This is a genomic window from Actinoplanes aureus, assembly GCF_015704865.1.
Lineage (GTDB): Bacteria > Actinomycetota > Actinomycetes > Mycobacteriales > Micromonosporaceae > Actinoplanes > Actinoplanes aureus.
Genome location: NZ_JADQTO010000009.1, coordinates 160,332 through 185,843 on the forward strand (window position 1 = coordinate 160,332; position 25,512 = coordinate 185,843).

Consider the following 25,512-nt stretch of genomic DNA (forward strand, 5'->3'; position numbering starts at 1 on the left):
ATGTCACTACGGAAAGCCGTCGCCGTAGTCGACGACCTCGTTGGGCGGCACGTGCGACGGCCATGTGTGCGTCGGCCGCAGCGCGAGGGTGGCGTGCAGCTGGGCCAGGGCGATCGTGGTGGTCAGCCGCGGGTCGGCGTAGTCGGCGGTGTCGCCGTTCCCGCCGGCGATGAGCTGGTACATGTCGTCGGCGGCGTCGGCGAGTTCCTTGGCGCGGGCGCGATGCTGTTCGGGTGTCATGCCGGTCATGATTCCCAGTCGCGCGGTACAGGTCCAGAGGGCTTCCGTAGCCAGGGTCCCAGGCGATGATCTTGCTTGGCCCAAGCTCACTGCTGTCTCAACGGCCGTCAGACAGCACCCACGTTGGGCCGGACAAGATCCTGACTATGCGGGACGAGGCCACGTCCAAGGAACGGCCGGCCGCTACCGGCCGGCCGTTCACCGCTCAACAGGCGTTGGGGCTGCGCATCCGGTACATGTAGACCGCGTAGGTCGTGTACGCCCCGATGTAGTGGATGCCGGGGCCGAGGTCCGGCGTCTGCCGGTGGAACGGCCCGCCGTGGTCGGACCGGTACTGCTGCGTGCAGTATCCCGGCGCGGTGTACCAGCCCGCGGTCGTGCCCCACCACTGCAGTGTGGACTCGCCGGGCGGAAGGGCGATGTCGTAGTTGCCCTTGGCGTAGTTGTAATCGCGTAGGTGAATGACTCCGAACGGCAGGTTGGCCTCCGGCTCGTTGTAGATGAAGTTGGTCGCGCCCGCTGCCACCGCTGTGTTCAAGGTGCGCAGCGACGCCGCGGGCATGAGGTCAGGAGTCGGGCCGGGGGCGGCGGCGCGGGCCGGTGCGGCAGCGCCGAGCATCACCAGGACCGTGGCGGCGGCGGCCGCGGCGGTGCGGCGGGCGACGGCGGACAGGTCAGCAAGCATTGATCACCGCCGAGCTGTTGAACTCGTACTGGCCGCCCCAGGCGGCCTCCCGGCTGCCGAGAACGTAGGCGATCATGCCGACCGGGTAGTAGATGTCATAGTGCGCGGCACCGTCTGCGGTGCCCTTTTTGTCGGCATAGTCGATGTAGTTACACGGGTCCTCGACCGGTGCGGGCCAGATGCGGATCCTCGGGGCGACACCGTCCGCCTCCTTGTCAGCGATGACGAGGTGCTTGCGCACCTGCCCGTAGGGCGCCCCATAGAAGATGATCTTGTAGTCAGCCGTGTGATTGAGCGGGTTCAGCGTGGTGAAGTAGCGGAACTCCTCAGCAGCCAGTGCGGGCGCCGCGGCGGCCACCACCATGCCGGTGGTCAGCACCGTGACGGTGGCGACAGCGCGGGCGACCCGCCTGCGCACACCCCCGGCACGGTGGCCTCGGGATGGCTTACTCGCAACGGACATTGTGGAATCTCCCCTCGGAAGGCTGGTTCGCTCAGCCTCGCTTCCGGTGTGGGCCGAAAAGTTGACAGCGGTCCCGGAGCCCTGATCGGCTGGATCTGACCTTCAGATCCGTCGATGAGTTGCTACCGGGGGCCGTACGCATGGAATTTCGGATCTTGGGCCCGGTTGACGTGCGGCGCGACGGTGAGCCGCTCGGCGCCGCCGTCCGCCCGCAACAGATGCTGGTCCTGGCGGCGCTGCTGGTGGACGCCGGTCGTCCGGTGCCGGTGGACGAGCTGATCATCCGAGTCTGGGGCGACGATCCACCCGCCCAGGCCCGGCGCACCCTGCAGACCCATGTGGCTCGCATCCGGCGGCTACTCGCCTCGACGGCCGCGGTGGCGGCCGTTCCGCTGGTGCGGCACGACGGCGCGTACCGGCTGGACGCCGAGCCGGGGACCGTGGATCTGCACCGGTTCGAAGCGCTCACCAGCGAGGCCCGCGACCCTCGACGGACCGCGGACGAGAAGGCCGGCCTGTTGGAGCAGGCGCTGCGGCTCTGGCGCGGGGAGCCGCTCGCCGGGCTCGCGGGCGACTGGGCGGCCCGTACCCGGGAACGGCTCGTGCTGCGCCGGGCCGAGGCGACGGTGGCCTGGGCGGATGCCGAGATCCGCCGGGGGCGGCCGGCCGCGGTCGTCGATCCGGCGACCCGCCTCGTCGAGGAGTTCCCGCTGCTGGAACCGGCCGCGGCCGTGCTGATCCGGGCGCTGGCCGCCGCCGGGCGCACCGGCGAGGCGCTGGACCGGTACGAACTCCTGCGCCGCCGCCTGGCCGAGGAACTGGGCGCTGACCCCGGCCCGGAGCTGGCCCGGCTGCACCGCTCACTGCTGCGGCGCGGCGCGGCGGAGGCCGAGCCGGCCCCGTCGGAGGCGGTGCCGGCCCAGCTGCCCGGCGCGGTGCGTGACTTCACCGGACGCGACCACGAACTGGCCGCGCTCGACGAGGTGCTGCAGCACTTCGGCGGCGAACTGATCGGCATGACGCTGACTGTGCTCTCCGGCATGCCGGGGGTGGGCAAGACCGAACTCGCCGTGCACTGGGCACACCGGGCCCGCGCGCAGTTCCCGGACGGACAGCTCTTCATCGCTCTGCGTGGCTTTCATCCGCTCGCTCCGCCCGTCGATCCTCGGGAGGCGCTGGGTGGGCTGCTCATGACGCTCGGCGTTCCGGCGGCCGGGCTACCGGACGGTCTGGCTGAGCGGGCGAGCCTCTACCGTGGTCTGCTCGCCGACCGGCGGATGCTCGTCGTGCTGGACGACGCCGCCTCCGTCGATCAGGTTCGCCCCCTGCTGCCCGGAAGCGCCGGCTGCCTGGTCCTGGTCACCAGCCGGCACGCGCTGGCCGGACTGGTCGCCGCCGAGGGCGCCCATGCGGTACCGGTCGGCCCGCTGCCCGCCGATGACGCGATCGGCCTGCTCTCCACCCGGGTCGGCGCGGATCAGGTCGCGGCCGAACCGGCCGCCGTACGCGACATCACGGTGCTCTGTGGCGGGCTGCCCCTTGCTCTGGCCGTGGCCGGGGCCCATGCCGCCATCCGGCCCGGGCTGACGCTGCGGCAGCTGGTCGCGGAGATGTCCGGCGGCCGAACCGCCCTCACCGCTCTGGCCAGCGACGATCCCGCTGTCGACGTGCGTACCGTCTTCGCTTGCTCCTATCACGCGCTCAGCACGGCGGCGGCGCGGTTGTTCCGGCTGTTCAGCGTCCACCCCGGCATCGATCTGGGACTGGCCGCGGCCGCCAGCCTCGCGGGTACGCCGGCCGCGGACACCGCGCGGGCTCTGGCGGACCTGGCCCAGGCGCACCTGGTCAGCGAGCACCGGCCCGGGCGGTGGACGATGCACGACCTGCTCCGCGCGTACGCCACCGAGCTGGCCGCCCGCGACGACTTCACCCCCGATCGGGAAGCCGGCCTCACCCGCCTGCTCGACCACTACCTCGACGCCGCTTACACCGCAGACCGGCTGATGAATCCGCACCGCGCGCCGATCGTTCCGGAGCCGCCGGCCGCGGACATCACCCGGGAACCCATCACCGACGACCGCAGCGCGGTGGCCTGGTTCGACACCGAATGGCCCACCGTGCCCCTGCTCGTCTCCCGGGCCAGCGCCGCCGCCCGCCATCGGCACGCCTGGCAGTTGTCCTGGACGCTGGCCGACTACGTGCACCGACGCCACCTCTGGCACGAGTGGGCGGCGGTGCAGCGACTCGCGGCGGCCTCCGCGGACGCACTGGGTGATCCGGAGGCACAGGCCGAGGCGCATTGGCTGCTCGGTGTGGTGGTCTGGCGTACCGGACAGTCCGACGAGGCGCGGGCGGCACTCGAGCGCGCCGCCGCGCTGCGCGCCGAACTCGGCGACGAACACGGCCAGGCACGCGTCCATCGGACCCTGACCAGCGTGGCCTACAACGTAGGCGACTACGACGAGGCGGTGGTCCAGTCCCGCGCGTGCGTCGAGTTGTTCACCCGGGTGGGCGACCGCGTCGGGCGGGCCAACGGCCTCAACGCGGTCGCCTGGAGCCTCGCGGCACTGGGCCGGTTCGAGGAGGCTCTGCCACTGTGCGTCGAAGCCGTGGGCATCCAGCGGGACGAGAACGATCGGTTCGGTCTGGCCAACACGTACGACACGCTCGGCCGGGTGCACTCCGGGCTGGGCGACCACGACGAGGCGGCCACCTGGTACCTGCGGGCTCTGGAGCTGTACCGCGAGCTGGATGACATCACCGGGGAGACGGACACGCTCATCGACCTCGGCATCGCGTACCGTGCCGCGGGCCGTGAGCGGGATGCCCGGACGGTGTGGCGGCGGGCGCTTGCGCGGCTGCAGACCGCGAACCCGGCCGGCACCGCCCGGGTTCGTGCCCTGCTGGGCGAGGCCGCGGAGTCACACCCGGACGCCGCGGCGGCGCTCGCGGCCCGCGCTGGTGCCTGACACCGCCGGTACGGTCACGTCCAGTAGAGGACGCGGCAGGACGGGAGCCGGCCGGCGATCTCGCCGTGGAACCAGGACCGCAGCTCGGCCATGGTGTCGGCCGGGTAGACGTACTTCACGGCGCCGAACTTGCCGTGCTTGCGGCTGCGCGAGGCCTCGTCCATTTCCAGCTTCGTGCGGGGATACCAGCCGAGCAGGACCTCCTTGCTGCCCGGCGTGAACCGGTGGGTGATCAGCTCGGCGGTCAGGTCGAGGCCGGGTACGTCGCGGACCGCCGCGGCGATGCCGTCGAGCAGTTCGCCGTAGTGGGTTCGCCAGTCCGGCACCGCGATGATCGGGGCGATCGTGACGCCGACCGGATAGCCGTCCTGGGCGAGGCGGCGCAGCGCGGTGAGCCGGTCCTCCATGCGGCTGGTGCCGCCTTCGACCCGGGTGGTGATCGGGAGGCAGTTGACGCTGAGCCGCACCCGGGTACGCCCGTGATGCGGCAACCCGAGGAAACCGTCCACGTCGTCGAACTTCGTCGTCCAGCGCAGCTGCACCGGGGCGTCCCAGGCGCCGAAGTGCTCGACCGCCCGGCGCCAGCTGCCGGTGAGATGCTCCAGCGCGAGCGGATCGGTGTAACAGGACGCCTCGAAGGTGGTGCCCTCGTCACGCCGGGCCTCCCGGCGGCTGGTGATCGTGCCCCGGCCCGCGTAGTCGCCCAGGCCGGCGAGGATGTCGTCGAGGTCGGCGTACACCCGGGTCACCGGCGGTCCGGAGAGCGAACCGGCCAGATAGCAGTACTGGCAGTGCGCCGGGCAGCCCTCGGCCAGGTCGAATCGCCAGTCCGCGCTGGGCGCGATCGGCTGGAGCTTGCGGCGGGACGGCGGGCTCACCACGATCGCCATGGTGGCTTTCGCCCGGGCGTACGTCTCCCGGTCGTTCTCCCCGCGCAGGCCGGTGAGCCGGTTGCCACGCAGCCGCTCCACCTCGATGCCCCGCGCCTCGACCAGCGCCATGATGCGCCGGCCGTGCGCGTGGTCATACGCCGCCGGGGTGGCCACCACCCGCTTCGGCGTCCACCGCCGGGCCGGCCGCGGCGGCGGCGCCACCGCGTCGAGATCATGGGTGGCCACCGCTTCCCCGCTGGCGCTGTGCGGGGCCGCCGGGGCGCCGGGCGCGAGCGGCCGGCTCACGTCGACCGAGTCGAGCATCACCGCCCGTACATACCCTGACCTGCGCGTTCCATACGGACGCCGGTCACGCGTACCCCGAAAAAGCCGGACCGGCAGGTCTATGCGGCGCCGAGGATGTTCTGGATGCCGGCGACGGCGGCGCCGCGGGCCCAGTCGTTGAAGGTCAGCGGCGTGGTGATGATGTCCAGCTCGCAGCGCTGTGTCTCGTCCCGGCCCGGGCGTAGCCGGCCGGCGATGGTGTCGTACATGGCCGTGGACTCGAACGTGGCGACGTTCTCGCCGGCGAGGACTACGCAGGTGGTCTGCAGCGCTCCGGCGAAGGTGGCGACGAGGTGTCCCAGGGCCCGGGAGGCGTCGTCCAGCAGCCGGGTGGCGTGGTCGTCGCCGGCGTCGCGGGCCCGCACCAGGTCGTCCAGGCCGGCCGAGGCGTGCCGTTCGAGGTCTTCCCGGTTCAGGTAGGCGGCGACGCATCCGCGGTGGCCGATCCCGCACTCGGGCCCGCGCGGGTCCACCGGAGCGTGCGCGAGCAGGTGGCCGTTGTCGATGAGTTCCTCGACCGCGACGCCCTCACGGACGACACCGAAGCCGAGGCCGGCACCGACGGTGATGACGCCGAAGGTGGAGTGGCCGCGCCCGGCGCCGAACCACAGCTGCTCGCGGGCCAGCGCGGTGACGTCGTTGGTTATGGTGACCGGCAGGCCGGTCCGCCGGCCGACCGGGCCGGCGAGGTCGACGTCACGCCAGCCGAGGAAGGTGCCCTCGCTCACCACCGACCGGTCGGTGACGATGCCGCCGAGGGCGATGCCGATGCCGTCGAGGGTGGGTACGCGCCGGCCGAGCCGGGCGGCGAGCTGGGCGATGACCTTCACCGTGCCGGCGACCGGAACCACGCCGTCGTCCGGTTTGGGCAGTGCGGCCCGGGCCGCGGCGGTGACGTTGCCGAACATGTCGCAGACCACGCCGTACGCGGTGTCGGCGGTGAGCTTGCAGCCGAGGACGTGCCGGGCGGTGGGCACCGCGGCCAGCACCTGGCGCGGGCGCCCCACGGCGGGTTCCTGCTCGAGGGCCTCGGAGGCCATGCCCTCCTGGATCAGCGCTCGGGCCGCGCGCGAGGTGGAGGCGTAGGACAGGTTGAGCCGGTCGCCGAGGTCACCGCGCGTGGCCGGCCCATGTACGAGCAAGTGCCGGGCCACCGCGAGTTCGCCCGCGGACAGCGGCCGAGTACTGATCACCACGACACCAGCTTACGGGTGACGCTTGTCACACCTGCCATTGTGGATTATTTTCAATCTGATTGAAAATATCCCCGGGAGAGCCTTATGGCGACGACCACCGCACCGACCGGGCGCAGGCGTGACGACACCCGCCTGGCCCTGCTGTTCATCCTTCCCGCGCTGATCGGCTTCGTCGTCTTCATGGTGTGGCCGACGGTGCGGGGCATCTATCTGAGCTTCACGAAGTTCAACCTGCTGACTCCGCCGGAGTTCAACGGCTTGGACAACTACATCCGGATGGTTCAGGACCCGGTGTTCTGGAACTCGCTGCGGGTGACCGTCTACTACGTGATCGTCAACATCGCGCTGCAGACCATCCTGGCGCTGGTCATCGCGGTGATGATGCAGCGGCTCACCCGGCGGACCTGGCTGCGCGGTGCCGTGCTGACGCCGTACCTGGTGTCGAACGTGGTCGCCGCGATGGTGTTCCTGTGGATCCTCGACTACCAGCTCGGCATCGGTAACACGCTTATCGCCGCGATCGGGCTGGACCGGATCGCGTTCCTCTCCTCGGAGGCCTGGGTCATCCCGACGATCGCGCTGATCAACGTGTGGCGGCACGTCGGCTACACCGCCCTGCTGATCTTCGCCGGGCTGCAGACCATCCCGGAGACGATGTACGAGGCCGGCCGCATGGACGGCGCCAGCGAACCACGGATGTTCCGCAGCATCACGGTGCCGCTGCTGCGGCCTGTCCTGGCCCTCGTCCTGATCATCACGGTGGTCGGCTCGTTCCAGGTGTTCGACACCGTGGCGGTCACCACCCGCGGCGGCCCGGTCGACTCGTCCCGGGTGCTGCAGTACTACATCTACGACGTCGCGTTCGGCCGGTTCCAGTTCGGCTACGCCTCCGCGATGTCCGTGGCGCTGCTGCTCGTCCTCGTGGTCATCACCTTCATCCAGTACCGGGTCACCCGGGCCGAGACCTCCGACCTGAACTGAGAGGAGCGGTCATGGCACTCGACACCGCACCCCCGGCCACCACGGTCGGGCCGGCGCCTCCCGCGCGTACCGTCGAACCTCCGGAACCGAGGCACTTCAGCTTCGGCCGCGCCCTCGCCTGGACCTTCATGGTCATCGTGATCGTGCTGAGTCTGTTCCCCTTCTACTGGATGCTGCGCACCGCCCTGTCCAGCAACAACGCGCTCTACGCCGGCAGCGACAGCCTGCTGCCGGTGCAACCGTCGTGGGGCGGTTTCCAGCGCGTCTTCGGCCTGCAGACCGGCCAGGAGGCGATCGACGCCGGCGGCGCCGGCCAGCCGATCAACTTCTGGCGCTACCTGTTCAACTCGGTGGTGGTGTCCACCCTGGTCACCGCCGGGCAGGTGTTCTTCTCCGCGATGGCCGCCTACGCCTTCGCCCGCCTGGAGTGGAAGCACCGCGAGAAGTGGTTCGCGTTCTTCCTGGCCGGACTGATGATCCCGGCCATCTTCACGCTGCTGCCGAACTTCGTACTGATCAAGCAGTTGGGCCTGGTCGACACGCTGCTCGGCATCGCGCTGCCCAGCATGCTGATGACGCCGTTCGCGGTGTTCTTCCTGCGCCAGTTCTTCCTCGGCATCTCCAAGGAGGTCGAGGAAGCGGCGCTGATCGACGGGGCCTCGAAGGTACGGGTGTTCTTCCGCCTGATCCTGCCGATGTCCACCGCGCCGATCGCGACGCTGGGGATCCTCACCTACATCTCCACCTGGAACGAGTACTTCTGGGCCCTGATGGTCAGCTACACCGACAAGTCCCGGGTGCTCACCGTCGCGCTCGGCGTCTTCAAGTCGCAGACCCCGCAGACCGGGCCGGACTGGGCCGGGCTCATGGCGGCGACCCTGGTCGCGGCCCTGCCGATGCTGCTGCTGTTCATGGTCTTCGCCAAGCGCATCGTCAATTCCATCGGCTTCAGCGGCATCAAGTGAGGGGGACGCCGTGATCAAGCGAATCCGGACCGGGGCGGCCGCGCTGGCCCTCGGCCTGCTCACCGCCGCGTGCGGCAACACCGGCACCGGCACCATCGGTGTCATCGACTACTGGCTGTGGGACTCGGCCCAGCAACCCGGCTACCAGCAGTGCGCGGACGCCTTCCAGCAGCAGAACCCCGGCCTGAGCGTGCGGATCACCCAGAACGGCTGGGACACCTACTGGTCCAAGATCACCGCCGGCTTCATCGCCGACACCGCACCGGACGTGTTCACCGACCACCTGGCGAAGTTTGCCCAGTACGTCGACCTCGAGGTGCTGCGGCCACTCGACGACCTCGGACCGACCAGCGACATCCAGGACAGCGACTACCAGGAGGGCCTGGCCGCGCTGTGGAAGGGCCAGGACGGCAAGCGGTACGGCGTACCGAAGGATTGGGACACCGTCGCGATCTTCTATGACCGCGCCGCCATCAAGGATGCCGGGGTCAGCGAAGCTGACCTGCGGAACCTGACCTGGAATCCGGCCGACGGCGGCAGCTTCGAGAAGCTGGTCGCGCATCTGACGATCGACACCAACGGGGTACGCGGTGACGAGCCCGGCTTCGACAAGGAGAACGTCCGGGTCCACGGCTTCGCGTCGGAGGGCGGCGGAGGTGGCGGCTGGGGGCAGACCCAGTGGTCGGCGTTCACCGGCAGCACCGGCTGGCAGGTCACCGACAAGAACCCGTGGGGCACCCGGTTCAACCTCGACCAGCCGGCCTTCCAGGACACCCTGAGCTGGTACTTCGGGCTGGCCGAGAAGGGCTACATGCCAAGCTACGCCGAGATCGGCGGCAGCAACCCGATCGGTACGGACAAGCAGATCCAGTCCGGCATCGCCGCCATGGGCATCAGCGGATCCTGGATGATTTCCACGTTCGCCAAGCTCACCGACGAGACCGGCGCGAAGCTCGAGGTCGGCATCGCCCCGACCCCGATCGGGCCGAGCGGCAAGCGCGCGTCGATGTTCAACGGGCTCGCCGACTCCATCACCACGCTGTCCAAGCAGCCGGAGAACGCGGCGAAGTGGGTGAAGTTCATGTCCGGGGCCGAGTGCCAGAACATGATCGCCGACTCCGGTGTGGTGTTCCCGGCCCGGCCGGCGGCCACCGAGCGGGCCATCGCCTACAACAAGCAGGAGCGCGACCTCGACGTCACCCCCTTCACCGATCAGGTCAAGGAGAAGACGACGTTCCTGTTCCCGGTGACCACCAACGCCGCCGACATCACCGCCCTGCTGGTGCCCCGGCTCGACGCCGTCTACCTCGGCGAGGAGTCGGTCAGCTCGCTCACCGGCCTCAACGACAACCTCAACGCCCTGTTCGAGGTGGCGCAGTGACCGGTGAATTGCTGCACTGGCGCGGCGAGGGGGTGAGCCTGGCGCTGGACTGCACCGGTCCGCTGCTGCCGCGGGTGCTGCACTGGGGTGCCGACCTCGGCGAGGTCACCACCGCGGAGCTCGCCGCGCTGGCGCTGGCCGCGACGCCGCAACCGGTCTCCAACGCCATCGACACGCCGGTGCCGATCAGCGTGCTGCCGGAACAGTCGGTGGGCTGGGTCGGCACGCCGGGGCTGACCGGGCACCGGGACGGCGCCGCGTTCTCCACCGCGTTCACCGTCGAGCAGATCGAGCGGCACGGCCGGCGGCTCACGGTACGGGCCGACGACGAGGCGGCCGGCCTGTCGGTGGTGCTGGAACTGGAGATGACCGAGTCCGGGCTGGTGCGGCAGCGGGTCACGGTGACCAACGAGGGGGCGTCGGTGTTCCTGCTCGACGGTGTGCTGCCCACCCTGCCGGTTCCGACGTACGCCACGGAGATTCTCGACTTCACCGGACGGCACCTGCGCGAACGGATCCCGCAACGGCAGCCGTTCACGGTCGGCACCCGGCTGCGGGAGAACCGGCGCGGGCGGACCGGCGCGGACGCCTCGATCGTCCTGGCCGCCGGCACGACCGGGTTCGGCTTCGACTGCGGCGAGGTGTGGGGCGTCCATGTGGCCTGGAGCGGCAATCACCGTACGCTCGCCGAACGTACCTCCACCGGGGTGTCGCTCCTCGGCGGCGGCGAGTTGCTGCTGGCCGGCGAGGTCCGGCTGGCGCCCGCCGAGTCCTACCGGAGCCCGTGGCTGTACGGCTCGTACGGCGACGGCCTCGACGAGCTCTCCCACCGGTTCCACCGACACCTGCGCTCCCGGCCGCAGCATCCCCGCTCACCGCGCCCGGTCATCCTCAACACCTGGGAGGCGGTGTACTTCAACCACGACCTGACGAAGCTGACCGGGCTCGCCGACATCGCGGCGCGGGTCGGCGTCGAGCGGTTCGTGCTCGACGACGGATGGTTCCGGCACCGCCGGCACGAACGGGCCGGGCTCGGTGACTGGTACGTCGACGAGACGGTCTGGCCCAAAGGCCTGCACCCGCTCGTCGACCACGTCCGCGGGCTCGGGATGCAGTTCGGGCTCTGGGTCGAACCGGAGATGGTCAACCCGGACTCCGACCTGGCCCGGGCCCACCCCGAGTGGATCATGCAGACCGGCGCGCGGCTGCCACCGGAGGCCCGCTACCAGCAGGTCCTCGACCTGGGCCACGCCGGCGCGTACGCCTACCTGCTGGAACGCCTGGACGCGCTGCTGTCCGAGTACGACATCGGCTACCTGAAGTGGGACCACAACCGTGACCTCATCGACGCCGGGCACTCCCCCGGCGGCGCGGCCGGCGTCCACGTGCAGACCCTCCAGGTGTACCGGCTGCTGGACGAGCTCCGTACCCGGCATCCGCACGTGGAGATCGAGTCCTGCTCCTCCGGCGGCTCCCGCGTCGATCTCGGCATCCTCGAGCGCACCGACCGGATCTGGACCAGCGACTGCAACGACGCCCTGGAGCGGCAGGCGATCCAGCGATGGACCGGCCTTCTGGTGCCACCGGAGATGATCGGCGCCCACGTCGGGCCGACCGTCTCGCACACCACCGGCCGGGTGCACACCATCGACTTCCGCGCCGGGACCGCACTGTTCGGCCACTTCGGCATCGAGTGGGACCTCACCCGGGCCGGCGAGGCCGAACGGGATCGCCTCGCCGCCTGGGTGCGGCTCTACAAACAGCTGCGCGGCCTGCTGCACAACGGCACCGTCGTCCGCTCCGACCACCCGGACCCATCGCTGTGGGTGCACGGGATCGTCGCCGCCGACCTCTCCCAGGCCGTGTACGCGATAGCGAGCACCGCCACCGCCGTGTGGTCGCCGCCCGGTCAGGTCCGCCTGCCCGGACTGAGCCCGGACGCCACCTACCGCCTGGCCCCGCTGCCCCCGGGCGACGAGTTGCACGCGCCGACGAAGCACGCCCTGCCGTGGTGGGACGCCGGCGTCGAACTCAGCGGCCGGACGCTCGCCGTCGCGGGAGTGCAGGCTCCCGTGCTGTTCCCGGAGCGCCTGGTCCTGCTGCACGCCACCCGGCGGTGAGCGCGCCACCGGAACTCGCACCGATCAGCTGCATCCACTGCGGGCGATGCGAGCGAAGTACGGGGTGGTGGCACCGGAGCCACCACCCCGTACCCGGAAAGGACGCACTTCGATGAGGCTCAACCGTTTCGCCGCCGTGGCGACCGCCGCCGTCGTCGCCTCCACCCTCGCGGCCGCGCCGGCCGCTGCACACGGCAAGCCGCTCAAGACCAGGTCGCTCGCCGCGGTGCTGACCGCGGACAAGAGTGGCTTCGACCGCAACGGCCACGACTTCGACATCCTGACCGCCGCGGTCGGTGCCGTGCTGAAGGCCAAGCCGTCCAGCCCGGTCGGCGTGCTGGCCGACGGGAAGACGCGGGTCACCGCCTTCATCCCGAACGACCTGGCCTTCCGCCGGCTGGTCGCCGACATCAAGCACACCAAGCGGCTGCCGGGCGAGAAGAAGGCGTTCACCGCGGTGGCCGGGCTGGGCATCGACACCGTCGAGTCGGTCCTGCTGTACCACGTCGTACCGGGCGCCACGATCAACCGGAAGGCGGCGCTCAAGGCCGACGGCGCGCGCCTGAAGACGGCCGCCGGCTCGACCGTCAAGGTCAACGTGTACGGGCGTCACTGGAAGCGGGTCGCGCTGATCGACGCGGACCGCAGTGACCGCAACCCGCGAGTGATCAGGTTCGACATCAACAAGGGCAACCGGCAGATCGCGCACGGCATCGACCGGGTGCTGCGCCCGATCAATCTGCCCTGACCCGCGGCCCGGCAGCCGGCCGGGCGCGTAGTCTCGCCTGCGGCGAAGGGAGTCCGCGGGGATGCGTATCGAGCAGCTGGAGTATCTGACGGCTGTGATACGCCACGGGTCCCTTCGCCGCGCCGGTGAGCACCTGCACCTCTCCCAGTCCGCGCTGAGCGAGGCCATCAGCGGCCTCGAGCGCGAGCTCGGCGTACCCCTGCTGGAGCGGCACCGATCCGGCGCGCGCGTCAGCCGGGAAGGCCGGGATCTGCTGCCGCTGATGGCCGAGATCCTGGCCGGGGTCGCGCAGCTGAAGGCCGCGGCCCAGGACCATGCCCGGACGAACCGGGCCATCCGCGTCGGCACGGTCAACGCCGGCACGTCGGCGCTGCTGGTGCCGGCGGTACGCGAATTCAGCGCCGGCCACCCCAGCACCACCGTCGACGTGGCCACCATGCTCCAGGCCGACATCCAGGAGAGCCTGCTCGAAGGGCGCCTGGACGTCGGCCTGGTGAACGCGTTTCCCGGTGACGACATCCCGGCGACGCTGAGCCAGACGGTGTTGCTGCACGGCGTCCCGGCGGTGTGCTGCCGCACGGACGACCCGCTTACCGCTCTGGACCGGGTACGCGTGGACGACCTGCGGGCCCGCCCGTTCGTGGCGATGCGCCCCGGCTATCTGATGCACCGGCTCGCCCAGCGGCTGTTCGGGGAGTCCCCGCCGCCGGAGACGTTCTCGACCGACGGCGCCGAGATGGGCAAGGTGCTGGTCGCCATGGGTATGGGCCCGACCATCCTGCCGGACTACAGCATCGTGGGCGATCCGCTCGAGCAGGCCGGTGTCATCACCGCGCGCCCGCTCGCCGAGGAGGTGCCGCCGGTCATGATGCTGCTGCTGCGGCGCCGGTTCGATCGGGTGCCGCCGGCGGTCGCCGGCTTCGAGGAGACGATCATCCGGCTCGCCGCCTCCTGACCTGTGTGAACGGATCCACCGATCGGGTGTTCGGCACGTCCGTGCGCCCCGCACTTGCCTAACCCACAAAATCTAGTGAGTCTATAGGCATTGCATCGAATGCTCGATCGGAAGGACACCCATGTCCCTCAAGTTCCACTGGTTCCTCCCGACGAACGGCGGCGACGGCCGGCAGGTGGTGGGCGGCGGGCACGGCCTGGCCGCCGGCAACTCCGGCCGCCCCGCCGACGTGGCCTACCTGACCCAGGTGGCCCGCGCCGCCGAGGACAACGGTTTCGATGCCGCGCTGACCCCGACCGGCGCCTGGTGCGAGGACGCCTGGCTCAGCACCGCGATGCTCAGCCAGACCTCCACCCGCCTGAAATTCCTGGTCGCCTTCCGCCCCGGCGTGGTCTCGCCGTACCTGGCCGCGCAGATGGCCGGCACCTTCCAAAACCTGTCCGGCGGCCGGCTGCTGCTCAACGTGGTGACCGGCGGCGAGAGCCACGAGCAGCGGATGTACGGCGACTACCTGGACAAGGACGCCCGCTACCGCCGGTGCGACGAGTTCCTGGAGATCGTGCGGCGGCTGTGGGCCGGCGAGACCGTCGACTTCCACGGCGAACACCTCTCGGTGGACGCCGCCGCGCTGGGCCAGATCCCCGACCCGATCCCGGACATCTACTTCGGCGGCTCGTCACCGGCCGCCGGAGTCGTCGCGGCCAGACATGCCGACGTCTACCTGACCTGGGGCGAACCGCCGGCGGCGGTGGCCGAGAAGATCGCCTGGATCCGGAAACTGGCCGCCGAGCAGGGCCGCGGACCGGACCACCGGCCGATCCGGTTCGGCATCCGCATGCACACGATCACCCGGGACACCGCCGAGGAGGCCTGGGCCGAGGCGAACCGCCTGCTCGCCGGGATCGACCCGGAGACCGTCGCCAAGGTGCAGCAGGGTCTGAGGCTCAGCGAGTCCGAGGGGCAGAAGCGGATGCTGGCCCTGCACGGCGGCAAGACCGACGACCTGGAGATCTACCCGAACGTGTGGGCCGGGGTCGGGCTGGTCCGCGGCGGTGCCGGCACCGCGCTGGTCGGCAGCCACGAGCAGGTCGCCGACCGGATCGCCGAGTACGCGGCGCTCGGCATCGAGGAGTTCGTGCTGTCGGCGTACCCGCATCTGGAGGGCGCGTACTGGTTCGGTGAGGGAGTGCTGCCGGTCCTCGCCGAGCGCGGCCTGTGGAAGGACGAGCGGCCCCGGCGGCACCGCAACAGCGCCGTGCCGTTCGCCGCCGCCGGCCGGACCCGGCCGTGAGCACCTTCACCACCAACCAGGATCTCGACCCGGTACGGCTGCGCCAGGCGTTCGGGGTCTTCCCCAGCGGCGTGGTGGCCGTCGCGGCCGCCGTCGACGGCGACCTGGTGGGTCTGGCCGCCAGCTCGTTCACGTCGGTGAGCCTCGATCCGCCGCTGGTCTCGGTCTCCATCGCGCGTACCTCCAAGACCTGGCCGGACCTGCGCCGCGCCAACCACCTCGGGGTCACCGTGCTCGCCGCGCACCACGGCGAGATCTGCCGGCGGCTCGCCGGCCCGGTCGAGCACCGCTTCGACGGCATCGCGGCGTCGGTGGCCGAGACCGGGGCCGTCACCGTCGACGACGGCCTGGCTCGCTTCGACTGCTCGATCTACCGCGAGGTCGAGGCCGGCGACCACCTCATCGTCTTGCTGCGGCTGCACGCCGTGGACCACCGGGCGGACCAGGCCGGCGGTCCGCTGGTCTTCCACCGATCCGGCTTCGGCCGCCTCTCCCCGTACAGCTGAAAGGAATTCCCATGCCCACTTCCCGCCGCCGGCTTCTGACCGGCACGCTCGCCGCCGCCTTCCTCGCCGGCTGCGGCGAGGAGGGCGCCGGCACCAGCGCGGCGCCCGGCAAGCTGCGCATCGGCTACCAGCGTTTCGGCGGGCTGAGCCTGTCCAAGGCGCGCGGCGACGCGCCCGGCGCGGAGTGGTCGCTGTTCGAGAGCGGCCCGGCGCTGACCGAGGCGCTCAAGGCCGGCGCCATCGACATCGGCCAGGTGGGCGAGGCGCCGCCCATCTTCGCCGCCGCCGGCAAGATCGATTTCAAGATCATCGGTACGAGCGAGCCCGTCCCGCAGGGCGAGGCGGTCCTGGTCAAGTCCGCCAAGGGTTTCAAGTCCTTCGCCGACCTCAAGGGCAAGACCGTCGCGCTCAACAAGGGCTCCAACGTCAACTGGCTGCTGGTCAAGCTCCTGGAGCAGTCCGGCCTGGCCATCGACGACATCAACGTCAAATACCTCAAGCCGGCCGAGGGCCGCCCCGCCTTCGACAACGACCAGGTCGACGCGTGGATCATCTGGGATCCGTACTTCGCGCTCGCCGAGCAGCCCGGCGTGCAGATCCTGGCCGACGCGACGAACCTGGCGAACAACCGCGAGTACATCCTCGCGGCACCCGACGCGGTCACCGGCAAGGCCGACCTGATCAGCGAGTTCCTCGGCAGGTACCGCGCCACCACCGACTGGGGCATCGCCAACGCCGACGAGCGGGCGAAGATCCTCGCGCCCGAGCTGAAGATCGACGAGCCCACCACCAAGCGCGCGCTCGCCCGCAGCGCCAAGCCGCTCGCCCCGGTCACCGCGGACGTCGGCGCCGAGCTGCAGACCATCGCCGACGGGTTCACCAAACTCGGGCTGATCCCGGTCGAGGTCGACATGAAAGCCCGCATCGACGAGCAGTTCAACGAGGCGTTCCTGTGACCAGCACGACCGGGACCGCGCCCGCGGTCACCACCACGACACCCGCGCCGGCACCGGCCCGGGTCCGCCGGCCACGCCGCTGGTATCGGCTGGTCAGCCCGATCGCCCTGGTCGTGCTCTGGGAGGCGGGCTCCCGTACCGGGGTGCTGCCCGACGACAAGGTGCCCGCACCGAGCGTCGTCGTACGGACCGGCTGGCGGCTGGCCACCGAGGGTGCGCTGACCGACCACCTGGTCGCCTCGCTGACCCGGGCCGCGGTCGGGCTGCTGATCGGCGGAGTCCTCGCGGTGGCCCTGGGCGCCGCCGCCGCGCTGCTGCGCCTGGGCGACAACGTCATCGACCCGCCGGTGCAGATGGCCCGGATGCTGCCCCACCTCGGCCTGGTCCCGCTGCTGATCATCTGGGTGGGCATCGGCGAGGAGCTCAAGATCTCGCTGGTCGCGCTGGGCAGCTTCTTCCCGCTCTACTTCAACACGTACGCCGGGATCCGCGACATCGACCAGCGGCTCGTGGAAGCGGCCAAGACGTGCGGGCTGGGCCAGTGGCAGCGGCTGCGCCACGTCGTGCTGCCGGGCGCTCTGCCGTCACTCTTCCTCGGCCTGCGCCTGGCGATCGGCGCGGCCTGGCTGAGCCTGGTCGTCGGTGAACAGGTCAACGCGCAGACCGGCATCGGCTTCCTGATGATGGAGGCCCGTGAGTTCGCCCAGACCGACGTCGTGGTCTTCGGCCTGCTCGTCTACGCGCTGCTCGGCCTGCTCTCGGACGTACTGATCCGCACGGCGGAACGGAGGACACTCGCGTGGCGACGCGGTCTGCAAGCAACCTGACGGTCCGGGTCACCGGGCTGCGCCGCGCCTTCGGCGGCACGGTCGTGCTCGACGGCGCCGACCTGACGGTCGGGCGCGGCGAAGTCGTAGCCCTGCTCGGCGGCAGCGGATCCGGCAAAAGTACGCTGCTGCGCGCACTCGCCGGCCTCGACCCCGACGCGACCGGCGACATCGAGGTGCCGGAGCACTTCGGCGTGGTCTTCCAGGAGCACCGGCTGCTCCCCTGGAAGCGGGTCGCCGACAACGTGGCGCTCGGCCTGACCGGAGCCGACACCCGCGGCCGGGCCCTAGCCGCGCTCGCCGAGGTAGGCCTCGGTGATCGGGGCGACTCCTGGCCGGCCGAGCTCTCCGGCGGCCAGGCCCAGCGTGTCGCCGTCGCCCGCGCGCTGGTCCGCGAACCGGAACTGCTGCTGCTCGACGAGCCGTTCGGCGCGCTCGACGCGCTGACCCGGCTGCGGATGCAGCAGCTGCTCGAACGCCTGCGCCAGCGGCACGGTTTCGCCGCCCTGCTGGTAACCCACGACGTCGACGAGGCGCTGCTGCTCGCCGACCGGGCGCTCGTCCTGGACGGCGGGCGGATCGCCGAGGAGATCGCCGTTTCGCTGCCACGGCCGCGGCACCAGGACGACCCGGGCTTCGGCGGGCTGCGCCGCCACCTCCTCGACCGGCTCGGCGTCCCCGCGGCGGGCTGACGGTCAGCTTGCCGTTCAGCCTCCGGCTCCAACCGCGGCTTCGCCGCGGAGCAGTCGGCTGCGTCGTCAAGGGCGACTACGGTGAGTGCCGGCGATCGAGCCGGTGCGAGCCAAGACCGCGCGTTGTCTGCGGATGCGGACACCGTTCCAGGGCCTGCGGTCGCGCTGCTGGGCATTCGGGCTACCGTGCCAAGGTGAAGTCTGGCGAACCTTCGGTGGGGCGGACGCTCGACGACTCGAAGCGTCGGCGAGCACGGGATCTCATCCACCGCCTGCGAGCCCCAAGACTGCCAGATGAAGCGAGCGGCGAACTTTTCGACGAACTTGAGAAGCTGCTGCTGTACCCCGGAGTCGCCGATCTTCTCTTTTGGCGGGCCCCTGAACTGAGCGTCGACGATGTCATCGACGAGGCGCTGCGATATCGGCCTTTCGTCGGCTAGGACTCACATCGTCAGGTCAACTGCTGGTCCGCCGAGCGCTCGGACAGCGGATCCGGACGTGGCGGGCGGTCATCCGGTCAGCGCCCCCTCCAACTGGTCCAATCCCAGCGAGCCGAGTTCCAACGCTCGGCGGTGGAATGCTCGCCGGTCGCCGCGAAAGGATGAGCGGCCTGTTAGCCACACCCGCTCACCGACCTTGTAGGTCAGGGCCTGGCCGGGCCTGCCCAGATAGCGCGCCAGCTCCATGGCCGCATACGGCCCTTGATGACAGCGGTCGTGCAGCAGTTGCAATGCGGCATCCGGCGTCCACGATGCGCCGCTGGCGGACGGCACCGGCAGCCGCAGGTGCAGGCCGATGTCGAGCACGACCCGCGCGGCCCGTAGCAGCTGCGAGAACAGGTAGCCCAGTCGTGCGCCCGGCTGCTGGTAGAGGCCGAGTTCGTCCATGAACCGTTCGGCGTACAGGGCCCAGCCCTCTTGACAGCCGGAAAGTCCGCCGAGCAGGTTCAGCCGCTGCCCAAGGCCGCCCTGGCAGGCCTCGTAGCCGATCTGGAGGTGGTGGCCGGGAACGCCCTCGTGGTACGCGGTGCTGTGGGCCCACCAGGTGGGGAAGTTTTCCTGGCCCTCGGGCAGGAGCCACCAAACCCGGCCGGGCCGCGTTAAGTCCTGCGATGGCCCGATGTAGGCGATGCCGCCCGACACGGTCAGCCGGGACTCGATGCGTCGCAGCGGCTCGGGGATGTCGAAATGCACGCCGCGCAGCTGCTGGGTGGTGGTTTCCAGCAGCTCCTGAAGCCACGCACCGAACGCGGCCCGGCTGTGCAGGGTGCCTGGTGCGTCGGGGCTGTCGAGCCGGTCGATCGCCTCGGGCACGGTCCCGCCCAGGAGCTTCGCCTCCGCGACCAATTCCTTCTCGATCGCGCTGAACTCGTCCCAGCCCCAGTCGTAGAGCTCGCGCAGATCCGGCTCGATCCCGAGGAAGGTCCGCACCCAAAGCGCGTACCGCTGCGGCCCGAAAGCCTCCTCGCTGCGCGCCTGCGGTGCCAGGTCCGCGGTCAGCATCGCGGCCAATCTCCGGTACGCCTCCTGCGCGCCCTGTGCTGCTGCCTGCAACGCAGTTCGCTGTGGCCCGTCGCCGTAGCGTTCCACCAGGGCGATGTCGTCGTCGACCCAGTTACGGCAGCGCCGCGTCACGAGGTCCACTTGGCGCCGCGTCGGCAGATGACCGCGCGCGGCGGCGAGCATGAGGCTGCGGGCGTACCCGGCCAGGGTCGCGGGGATCGCAGCCTGGCGCGCGGCGACATGTGCCCAGCCATCCTCGTAAGTTGCGTCCTCGGCGTCGCGGGCGGGCACCGCGGCCTGGACGCACTGGCGGATGAGCTGGAGCGGGCCGGTGGCCGCCGCATGCAGTTCGCGCAGGTCCTCCCCGGCATCGTGGAAAACGATGCGGGCGCGCAGCCGTTCGGCGAGATGGCCGTGCAGCGGGCTCGTCGGGGGCAGAGTCTCGAGCTCGCGCAGGGCGCTGGCGGCGAGATCGGCGCGGGCCTGGTGGCCGTCCGGACTGTAGTCGGTAAGCCCGTCGACCTCCTGCTCGCCGGCCTCGACCACTGCCGTGCAAGGGTCGAGGCGGGCCACGTCGCGCAGGAGCCGGCTCGCGAAGTCCTCGATCACGCAGGCGATGCTAATGCCCGGTCCTGCTTGCAGGCGATGACTTGCCTCTATGTGGTTCGAAGCAGCAGCTGACAACCTCCGCTCATCGGCTCCTTGTCAGGGCCAGCCCGCCGGGACGGCTACTACGGTGCGTGATGGCTCGTCAACGGCCGGCGCGCACCATCGGCGGCATAGGAGTGTGAAGACCGCGTAAGACATAGTAGTGCACCGTGACTTGCCTATTATCGATCCCTGATGACCGTGAATAGGACTGGAGCGTACAGAGGATGCGACCTTCACAGTGAGGGTTGCCTATTGACGAGGTCAGCGCAACGTACACGGATGACCTCTTCCAGGTCCTTCATGTTCTTGTCGGTGTGATAGCGAAGCGGGATCGCCGCTCTTACCTCTTGGGCCTCGGCAAGGACAGCGCCGATGCCAGCCTGTAGAGGCAAGTCCAGTAGAGTTCTAGAGGTGGACTGACAGGCTTCTTCTAGATGACCTGCTCGCAGTAAGCAAACTGCTCGGTCGAGGTAGACGTGACCTCGATCGACCAAATCAGAGGCGGAATAGAGGCGTAACGCCCGGCTCTGCGCCTGCAGCGCATCCCGGGTCATACCGGCACGGGCCAATACGTTTCCCTCGTAGAACCGTAGCTTCTGCTCACCAAAACCAAACACGCCGGCATTCGACGTGTCCGGCAGAATTTCAAATACCCTGGCTGCATGTTGAATCGCAACCGTGGCCTCCCGTTCGCGCCCTAACCGTGCTAGTGCGCGGGCCTGCACTGCGGGTGCCATGGCGGCCGCCACGCACTTGATATTTCCGGCTAGGTGCCGCGCCGACTGTGCGAGGGCCGCTGCGTCGGCGGGGCTGGCGTAATACAGGGACACGAGGGCTTCGCGCGTGCGGAGCCAAGCGCGTAATGCCCGATCGCCCACATCCTCTGCGGCCAATTGGCCTGTGTGGAACCACCTATTCGCCTGTCCAGGTTCCCCAAGATCAACGCACAAGACGCCAATCAGTCCGGCCAGCTGCGCTGCCACGGAAGTCAGGCGCCGCCTAACCTCCAAGCCTTGTCGCTGGTCGAGAAGTTGTTGCAAATCGTCAAAGTCAAGAACGGCATCGCCAATTAACTGACCCGCCGAACGTACACGGTAGGAGCTTCCGTGCTGTGTCGCCCTCTGCTCCCACCAGTCGACGGTGGAGTCGCCGACATTGCGTCGCTCCAACGTCTCGGCCATGAGCTGCCGGGTTCGGTCAAGTGCGTTGAGCGCAGGCGCGCTGAGCCCAAAGCCAGCGGCGGATAGCAGGCCTCGTATGGCCTCTCGGCGTTCCATTCGGCTCCGATTCTCAGCATTCGCGTCATTGGCATCTTGGTTCAGGAATGCCGCTTCCGTCGACGTCGGCACGTCTTCATTGCTGGCGTAATCAACGCCGTATCCAAGTAGATCTGGTCGGGCATGATAAAGCTGGCACAAGAGGTCAAGATACTGAAACGAGGGACGCTCGTCACCGTTTTCCCAGCGAGAGATCCTGTCGTGCGTCAACCGTGGGGCTGTCTTACCATGTGCCACTGCTAGTTCCTTGATACGTGTGGCGACCTCGTTGAGCGTCCATCCATGCGCTAGGCGGTATGCACGCAGTCGACTGACTCGACAGCGACTCTGCAGCTCCTGAACAGTGACAGCAACCGCCCAGCTACCGCGTCGTGACATCTCGATGATCGCCTTTATGGCAACTCTGTCGCTGGCTGGACCCGACATGGCGCTCCCTGTGCGAGGTTTGCAGCGCCTACGGTACGTCGGGTCCCGTGTTACGTGAAGGAGCGGCGGCAAAATGTGCGCCGCCCGCACATCAACGACTTCAACGGAGTGCGCGGCGCACATGTGCGTTCGACGCACATACCAGCATGGCTCGTCGGGCCCGCACCCTTCTCCTTAGCCACCTTCTGGGATTGGACAGGGAGGTTCCACTCAATGGACCATCAGACACCCACTGATCTATTGCCGTCTGGCCCCAACGACATCAGCATTGATGTTGTGGCGTCATTGGCGATGAACGGATGGACGGCCATTGTCTCTTTGGCAGTCATTCTAGTTATTGCCCTTGCGCTCTTCTCCGTCAGGCCTGCACCGAGCCGACGGCTCAGGGAGTTGGTGAGGGAATGGAAATCCGGCGCTGGGGGCCAAGATCGTGACGGTGACAGATAGTGAAACCGCTAACTTGAGCCTGTTTGGCCAGAACCCCTTACGGTATGCGGTCTTGGAGACCCCATGGTTTCCTTGACTGATCAACATACTCACATCGGCAAAGTCGGATGCTGATGCGCCACCAAGAGCTCGCCGCCCGCGGGCGGCGAGCTCGACCCCGTCGACCCGAAGGTCTGCTATGAAACCGGCTCCTACGACGGGCCGGACGCCGGCGACGTCCTGGTCGCAGCGGCGCAATGATGTGGGTTCCGACCGCCCTACGCCGAGCCGCTGGATTCCGCGCTCTTCGCGGTCGCGTTCTTAGACATGAATCCGGGCCGCCTGCTGAAGGCGATCCGACCGGTCATGACCCTGATGCGAGACGACGGAGCAGGGTGACTTGGATATCGCCGTCCAGGAGGTCGCCCGATCGCGCGAGGAAGCTTTGCAGGTGCGGCGTCTTCAGGTTGGCGGCGTGCTCCTCGGGGCTGCGCCACACCTCGTAGAAGTGGAACGATCCGTGATCGTCCACGACGCGGTGCAGGTCGTAGGCGATGCAGCCCGGCTCAAGCAGGGTGGGTGGGACAAGCGCGGTCAGGGCTTCCCGGAGCGCCGTTTCCTGTCCTGGCTTGGCGCTCAGCTGGGCGATGACGGTCAGATTCTCTGGCATCGGTGTGGTGCTCCCGGTTCGGTGCCCGGTCTTGAGCGCCGGGCCGGCGAGTACCGACGCTAGGCAGGACTGGTCCTGGCGTACAGTCCACTCGCGTGCCCGCTGACCGGACCAATCGCGCCACCGCCCTGCTCATCGAGCTGCCCGAGGACACCCGGCCGATGCATGAGCGGCTCACCAGCGCGATCAGGACCGCGATCGCACGGGGCCGTCTCACGCCTGGTCATCTGCTTCCGTCCAGCCGTACCCTCGCAGCCGAACTCGGCTGTTCCCGCTGGGTGGTCAACGAGGCATACGTTCAGTTGGCCGCCGAGGGCCACTTGGAGACCCGGCAGGGCTCCGGCACCCGGATCGCCGCCTACACCACCGCTCGTACCGAACCGTCCCGGGCCGAATTCGCCGACCCCGAACCGCCCACGTCACATGTCGATCTACGGCCTGGCGCCCCCGACGTCAACGGCTTCCCCGCCGCGGCCTGGCTGCGTTCCCTGCACCACGTCCTGACCGACCCAGCCTGGTCACCGCCGGTCTTCCCGCCGCCTGCCGGAGCACCCCGCCTCCGGCAGACCGTCGCCGCCTATCTGCGCCGCGCCCGAGGCATCCTCGTGGACAGCGACGACGTGATCATCACCTGCGGCACTTCCCACGGCATAGCCGCAGTCGCCCGAACCCTGACCCCGGTCGCACTCGGGGTCGCGGTCGAAGACCCCGGCTGGGCCCGCCTGCGAGAGGTAGCCGCCGCGGCCGGACTACGAATCGAACCGGTCACCGTGGACGCCAAGGGCATCGACGTCGCGGCGGTTCGCCGCGCTGACGTAGCGGCAGCAATCTGTGCCCCCGCCCACCAGTTCCCCACCGGCGCCCTCCTGTCTCCGGAACGCCGCCGAGCCCTGCTGACCTGGGCGACCGAAGCTTCGGCAATCATCGTCGAAGACGACTACGACGCCGAGTTCCGCTACGACGGCCGCCCTGTCGGCGCGCTGGCCGGCCTCAGCCGCGACCATGTGGTCTACCTGGGCTCCGCCAGCAAGACGCTGCACCCCGGCCTGCGACTCGGCTGGCTGGTGCCGCCACCCGCTCGGCGTCGCGCACTGCTCGCCGCCGTGGAGGCGGCCGGCGCCGGCCCCAGCATCCTGGACCAGCTGACCTTCGCTCACTTCATGGAGACCGGCGCCTACGACCGCCACCTACGACAGACCCGAAAGACCTACCGACTTCGCCGCAATGCCCTGGTCACCGCTCTGCAACGGCACAACGTGACCAGACGGCTCGGCGCGCCCCAGGGCATAGCCGCCGGCCTGCACCTGACCCTGCCGCTGCCACCGAAGTCCGACGAACACGCCGTGGTCGCCCGGCTCGCCGACCTGGGCGTAACAGCGATCCCGTTGTCCCGCTACACGATCCGTCCTCAGCCACCGGCGCTCGTCCTTGGCTACGGCCGCCTGGCCCCACCTCGAGCCGAGTGGGTCGCCATGCAGATAGCCAAGGCTCTCCATGCCCACAGCCCGTCCTCGTCAGATCTTTCTTGGCATGGCAGCACTTGAGGCCCCAACAACGGCAGCGCACGCAATCACCACCAAACTCGCCCCGGCTCGCCGCAATCATCACGCAAGCAGACCTGCGTCGAGTGCTCTCGCCATCACAGGAACGGATGCCACTCCCGGACCCGCTTGGCGAACACTCTCATCGGCTGCCAAAGGCGGATGCCGGCGGTGACCAGCAATGGGAACGGTACGTGACGTTCGCGTCAGTGGGCGGCACGCGGACAGCGGCGGTAGTGCTCGCCTGACCTTGGTAAGGCGGGCGATCCCTCGGCCGTACAGGCTTTGAGTCGTTATCCTCCAGCGGTGCCCAACGAAGATCCGCCGCTCGCCGACTGGCGGCTCGAGGAGTTGCGTCGACTGGGTGACGTTGAGCGGCGCCTGAGCCTTGAGCTTGCAGATACGCGAGAAGCCATCGTGCAGATGATCGGCCAGGTGTTACCGCAACACGCCAAACCCACCCAGATCGAGCAAGTCGTACAGGCCAGCGGCTACTCCCGATGGATGATCGAACGGCTCAGAGACGGCAAGATGTGGTAGCGCTATGCGTACGATCCGAGAACTGGTGCGCACTGGAGACATTAAGAGCGTCAGCATCCGTGATGACGATCCGCGACAAGGACGCCTCGGGACCGCCGAGGAGCGCTCGCCTTCAACTCTTGACGCGCCACCGCAATATCATGCCGCACCAGCCCACGCTTGCCCGCTGCGGCGGGAGCGTGACGATTAGCGCGCACGGCCAGCGGCAGATCGTGCATGCACGTGGTTGTTCGTTGCGGGCCGGCGAGTGCAATAGTTCCCGTAGATGCTGCCTGTACTGCGTTGTG

Annotated in this window: 23 protein-coding genes; 15 read left to right on the forward strand and 8 right to left on the reverse strand. The window is 69.4% G+C overall.

All coding sequences use genetic code 11. From position 1 onward, the window contains the following. Positions 1-6 precede the first annotated feature (6 nt). The 3 genes from I4J89_RS20650 to I4J89_RS20660 all read right to left on the reverse strand — a co-directional run bounded on the left by I4J89_RS20650 (position 7) and on the right by I4J89_RS20660 (position 1,343). Entirely contained in the window at positions 7-240 is a 234-nt protein-coding gene (locus tag I4J89_RS20650) for a hypothetical protein (protein ID WP_196415636.1), read from the reverse strand. Between the two features lie 205 nt (positions 241-445). Beyond that, a complete protein-coding gene (locus tag I4J89_RS20655) occupies positions 446-925 on the reverse strand; it encodes a hypothetical protein (RefSeq protein WP_196415637.1) in 480 nt (159 codons plus the stop codon). Beyond that, the gene (locus I4J89_RS20660; protein ID WP_196415638.1) at positions 915-1,343 is read right to left on the reverse strand and encodes a hypothetical protein; all 429 of its coding nucleotides are present in this window, start codon (positions 1,341-1,343) and stop codon (positions 915-917) included. Before I4J89_RS20660 ends, I4J89_RS20655 begins: the two co-directional genes overlap by 11 nt. Positions 1,344-1,543: 200 nt before the next feature. On the opposite strand from I4J89_RS20660, the gene I4J89_RS20665 reads away from it, so the two are divergent. Further along, positions 1,544-4,357 (forward strand): AfsR/SARP family transcriptional regulator, encoded by a 2,814-nt coding sequence (locus tag I4J89_RS20665; RefSeq protein ID WP_196415639.1) that lies wholly within the window; start codon positions 1,544-1,546, stop codon positions 4,355-4,357. 14 nt (positions 4,358-4,371) lie between these two features. Here I4J89_RS20665 and I4J89_RS20670 read toward each other — a convergent pair whose 3' ends face one another. Continuing rightward, on the reverse strand, positions 4,372-5,553 hold the full coding sequence (locus I4J89_RS20670; RefSeq protein ID WP_230859338.1) for a spore photoproduct lyase family protein: 1,182 nt from the start codon (positions 5,551-5,553) through the stop codon (positions 4,372-4,374). 80 nt (positions 5,554-5,633) lie between these two features. Then, positions 5,634-6,770, reverse strand: coding sequence for an ROK family transcriptional regulator (locus tag I4J89_RS20675; protein ID WP_196415640.1), 1,137 nt, complete (start codon positions 6,768-6,770; stop codon positions 5,634-5,636). An 84-nt stretch (positions 6,771-6,854) separates the two neighbouring features. Between I4J89_RS20675 and I4J89_RS20680 the strand changes: the two genes are divergently transcribed. The 12 genes from I4J89_RS20680 to I4J89_RS20735 all read left to right on the forward strand — a co-directional run bounded on the left by I4J89_RS20680 (position 6,855) and on the right by I4J89_RS20735 (position 18,632). Beyond that, positions 6,855-7,751 carry a carbohydrate ABC transporter permease gene (locus I4J89_RS20680; RefSeq protein WP_196415641.1) on the forward strand — a complete coding sequence of 299 codons (897 nt, stop codon included), beginning with the start codon at positions 6,855-6,857 and terminating at the stop codon, positions 7,749-7,751. Positions 7,752-7,762: 11 nt separating this feature from the next. Further along, a complete protein-coding gene (locus tag I4J89_RS20685; protein WP_230859302.1) occupies positions 7,763-8,716 on the forward strand; it encodes a carbohydrate ABC transporter permease in 954 nt (317 codons plus the stop codon). Positions 8,717-8,726: 10 nt separating this feature from the next. Further along, the gene (locus I4J89_RS20690) at positions 8,727-10,097 is read left to right on the forward strand and encodes an ABC transporter substrate-binding protein (RefSeq protein WP_196415642.1); all 1,371 of its coding nucleotides are present in this window, start codon (positions 8,727-8,729) and stop codon (positions 10,095-10,097) included. Further along, entirely contained in the window at positions 10,094-12,217 is a 2,124-nt protein-coding gene (locus I4J89_RS20695; RefSeq protein WP_196415643.1) for an alpha-galactosidase, read from the forward strand. The genes I4J89_RS20690 and I4J89_RS20695 overlap by 4 nt, the downstream gene beginning before the upstream one ends. A gap of 112 nt (positions 12,218-12,329) precedes the next feature. Next, positions 12,330-12,965: a fasciclin domain-containing protein gene (locus I4J89_RS20700; protein WP_196415644.1), complete on the forward strand. Its 636-nt coding sequence runs from the start codon at positions 12,330-12,332 to the stop codon at positions 12,963-12,965. Between the two features lie 61 nt (positions 12,966-13,026). Beyond that, positions 13,027-13,920: a LysR family transcriptional regulator gene (locus I4J89_RS20705; protein ID WP_196415645.1), complete on the forward strand. Its 894-nt coding sequence runs from the start codon at positions 13,027-13,029 to the stop codon at positions 13,918-13,920. Positions 13,921-14,041: 121 nt separating this feature from the next. Further along, positions 14,042-15,211 carry an LLM class flavin-dependent oxidoreductase gene (locus I4J89_RS20710; protein ID WP_196415646.1) on the forward strand — a complete coding sequence of 390 codons (1,170 nt, stop codon included), beginning with the start codon at positions 14,042-14,044 and terminating at the stop codon, positions 15,209-15,211. After that, positions 15,208-15,717 carry a flavin reductase family protein gene (locus I4J89_RS20715; RefSeq protein ID WP_196415647.1) on the forward strand — a complete coding sequence of 170 codons (510 nt, stop codon included), beginning with the start codon at positions 15,208-15,210 and terminating at the stop codon, positions 15,715-15,717. Before I4J89_RS20710 ends, I4J89_RS20715 begins: the two co-directional genes overlap by 4 nt. A gap of 11 nt (positions 15,718-15,728) precedes the next feature. Then, a complete protein-coding gene (locus tag I4J89_RS20720) occupies positions 15,729-16,673 on the forward strand; it encodes an aliphatic sulfonate ABC transporter substrate-binding protein (RefSeq protein ID WP_196415648.1) in 945 nt (314 codons plus the stop codon). Then, positions 16,670-17,500: an ABC transporter permease gene (locus tag I4J89_RS51540; protein ID WP_196415649.1), complete on the forward strand. Its 831-nt coding sequence runs from the start codon at positions 16,670-16,672 to the stop codon at positions 17,498-17,500. The genes I4J89_RS20720 and I4J89_RS51540 overlap by 4 nt, the downstream gene beginning before the upstream one ends. Further along, positions 17,473-18,192 carry an ABC transporter ATP-binding protein gene (locus tag I4J89_RS20730; RefSeq protein WP_196415650.1) on the forward strand — a complete coding sequence of 240 codons (720 nt, stop codon included), beginning with the start codon at positions 17,473-17,475 and terminating at the stop codon, positions 18,190-18,192. Before I4J89_RS51540 ends, I4J89_RS20730 begins: the two co-directional genes overlap by 28 nt. A gap of 194 nt (positions 18,193-18,386) precedes the next feature. Continuing rightward, positions 18,387-18,632: a hypothetical protein gene (locus I4J89_RS20735; protein WP_196415651.1), complete on the forward strand. Its 246-nt coding sequence runs from the start codon at positions 18,387-18,389 to the stop codon at positions 18,630-18,632. Between the two features lie 69 nt (positions 18,633-18,701). Here I4J89_RS20735 and I4J89_RS20740 read toward each other — a convergent pair whose 3' ends face one another. The 3 genes from I4J89_RS20740 to I4J89_RS20750 all read right to left on the reverse strand — a co-directional run bounded on the left by I4J89_RS20740 (position 18,702) and on the right by I4J89_RS20750 (position 23,144). Continuing rightward, positions 18,702-20,303 carry a DUF885 domain-containing protein gene (locus I4J89_RS20740; RefSeq protein ID WP_196415652.1) on the reverse strand — a complete coding sequence of 534 codons (1,602 nt, stop codon included), beginning with the start codon at positions 20,301-20,303 and terminating at the stop codon, positions 18,702-18,704. A gap of 275 nt (positions 20,304-20,578) precedes the next feature. Then, positions 20,579-22,171: an NsdA family TPR-like regulatory protein gene (locus I4J89_RS20745; RefSeq protein ID WP_309238393.1), complete on the reverse strand. Its 1,593-nt coding sequence runs from the start codon at positions 22,169-22,171 to the stop codon at positions 20,579-20,581. Between the two features lie 667 nt (positions 22,172-22,838). Next, positions 22,839-23,144, reverse strand: coding sequence for a putative quinol monooxygenase (locus I4J89_RS20750; RefSeq protein ID WP_196415654.1), 306 nt, complete (start codon positions 23,142-23,144; stop codon positions 22,839-22,841). Positions 23,145-23,239: 95 nt separating this feature from the next. On the opposite strand from I4J89_RS20750, the gene pdxR reads away from it, so the two are divergent. Further along, the gene (pdxR, locus tag I4J89_RS20755) at positions 23,240-24,688 is read left to right on the forward strand and encodes a MocR-like pyridoxine biosynthesis transcription factor PdxR (protein ID WP_196415655.1); all 1,449 of its coding nucleotides are present in this window, start codon (positions 23,240-23,242) and stop codon (positions 24,686-24,688) included. A 303-nt stretch (positions 24,689-24,991) separates the two neighbouring features. Beyond that, positions 24,992-25,225 (forward strand): hypothetical protein, encoded by a 234-nt coding sequence (locus I4J89_RS20760; protein WP_196415656.1) that lies wholly within the window; start codon positions 24,992-24,994, stop codon positions 25,223-25,225. Positions 25,226-25,512: the final 287 nt, after the last annotated feature.

Coding starts and splice junctions, on each gene's coding strand:
- I4J89_RS20655 (WP_196415637.1), bottom strand. CDS start 925: ATGCTTGCTGACCTGTCCGCCGTCGCCCGCCGCACCGCCGCGGCCGCC.
- I4J89_RS20650 (WP_196415636.1), bottom strand. CDS start 240: ATGACACCCGAACAGCATCGCGCCCGCGCCAAGGAACTCGCCGACGCC.
- I4J89_RS20705 (WP_196415645.1), top strand. CDS start 13,027: ATGCGTATCGAGCAGCTGGAGTATCTGACGGCTGTGATACGCCACGGG.
- I4J89_RS20700 (WP_196415644.1), top strand. CDS start 12,330: ATGAGGCTCAACCGTTTCGCCGCCGTGGCGACCGCCGCCGTCGTCGCC.
- I4J89_RS20685 (WP_230859302.1), top strand. CDS start 7,763: ATGGCACTCGACACCGCACCCCCGGCCACCACGGTCGGGCCGGCGCCT.
- I4J89_RS20710 (WP_196415646.1), top strand. CDS start 14,042: ATGTCCCTCAAGTTCCACTGGTTCCTCCCGACGAACGGCGGCGACGGC.
- I4J89_RS20745 (WP_309238393.1), bottom strand. CDS start 22,171: ATGTGCGCCGCGCACTCCGTTGAAGTCGTTGATGTGCGGGCGGCGCAC.
- I4J89_RS20670 (WP_230859338.1), bottom strand. CDS start 5,553: ATGCTCGACTCGGTCGACGTGAGCCGGCCGCTCGCGCCCGGCGCCCCG.
- I4J89_RS20720 (WP_196415648.1), top strand. CDS start 15,729: ATGCCCACTTCCCGCCGCCGGCTTCTGACCGGCACGCTCGCCGCCGCC.
- I4J89_RS20750 (WP_196415654.1), bottom strand. CDS start 23,144: ATGCCAGAGAATCTGACCGTCATCGCCCAGCTGAGCGCCAAGCCAGGA.
- I4J89_RS20680 (WP_196415641.1), top strand. CDS start 6,855: ATGGCGACGACCACCGCACCGACCGGGCGCAGGCGTGACGACACCCGC.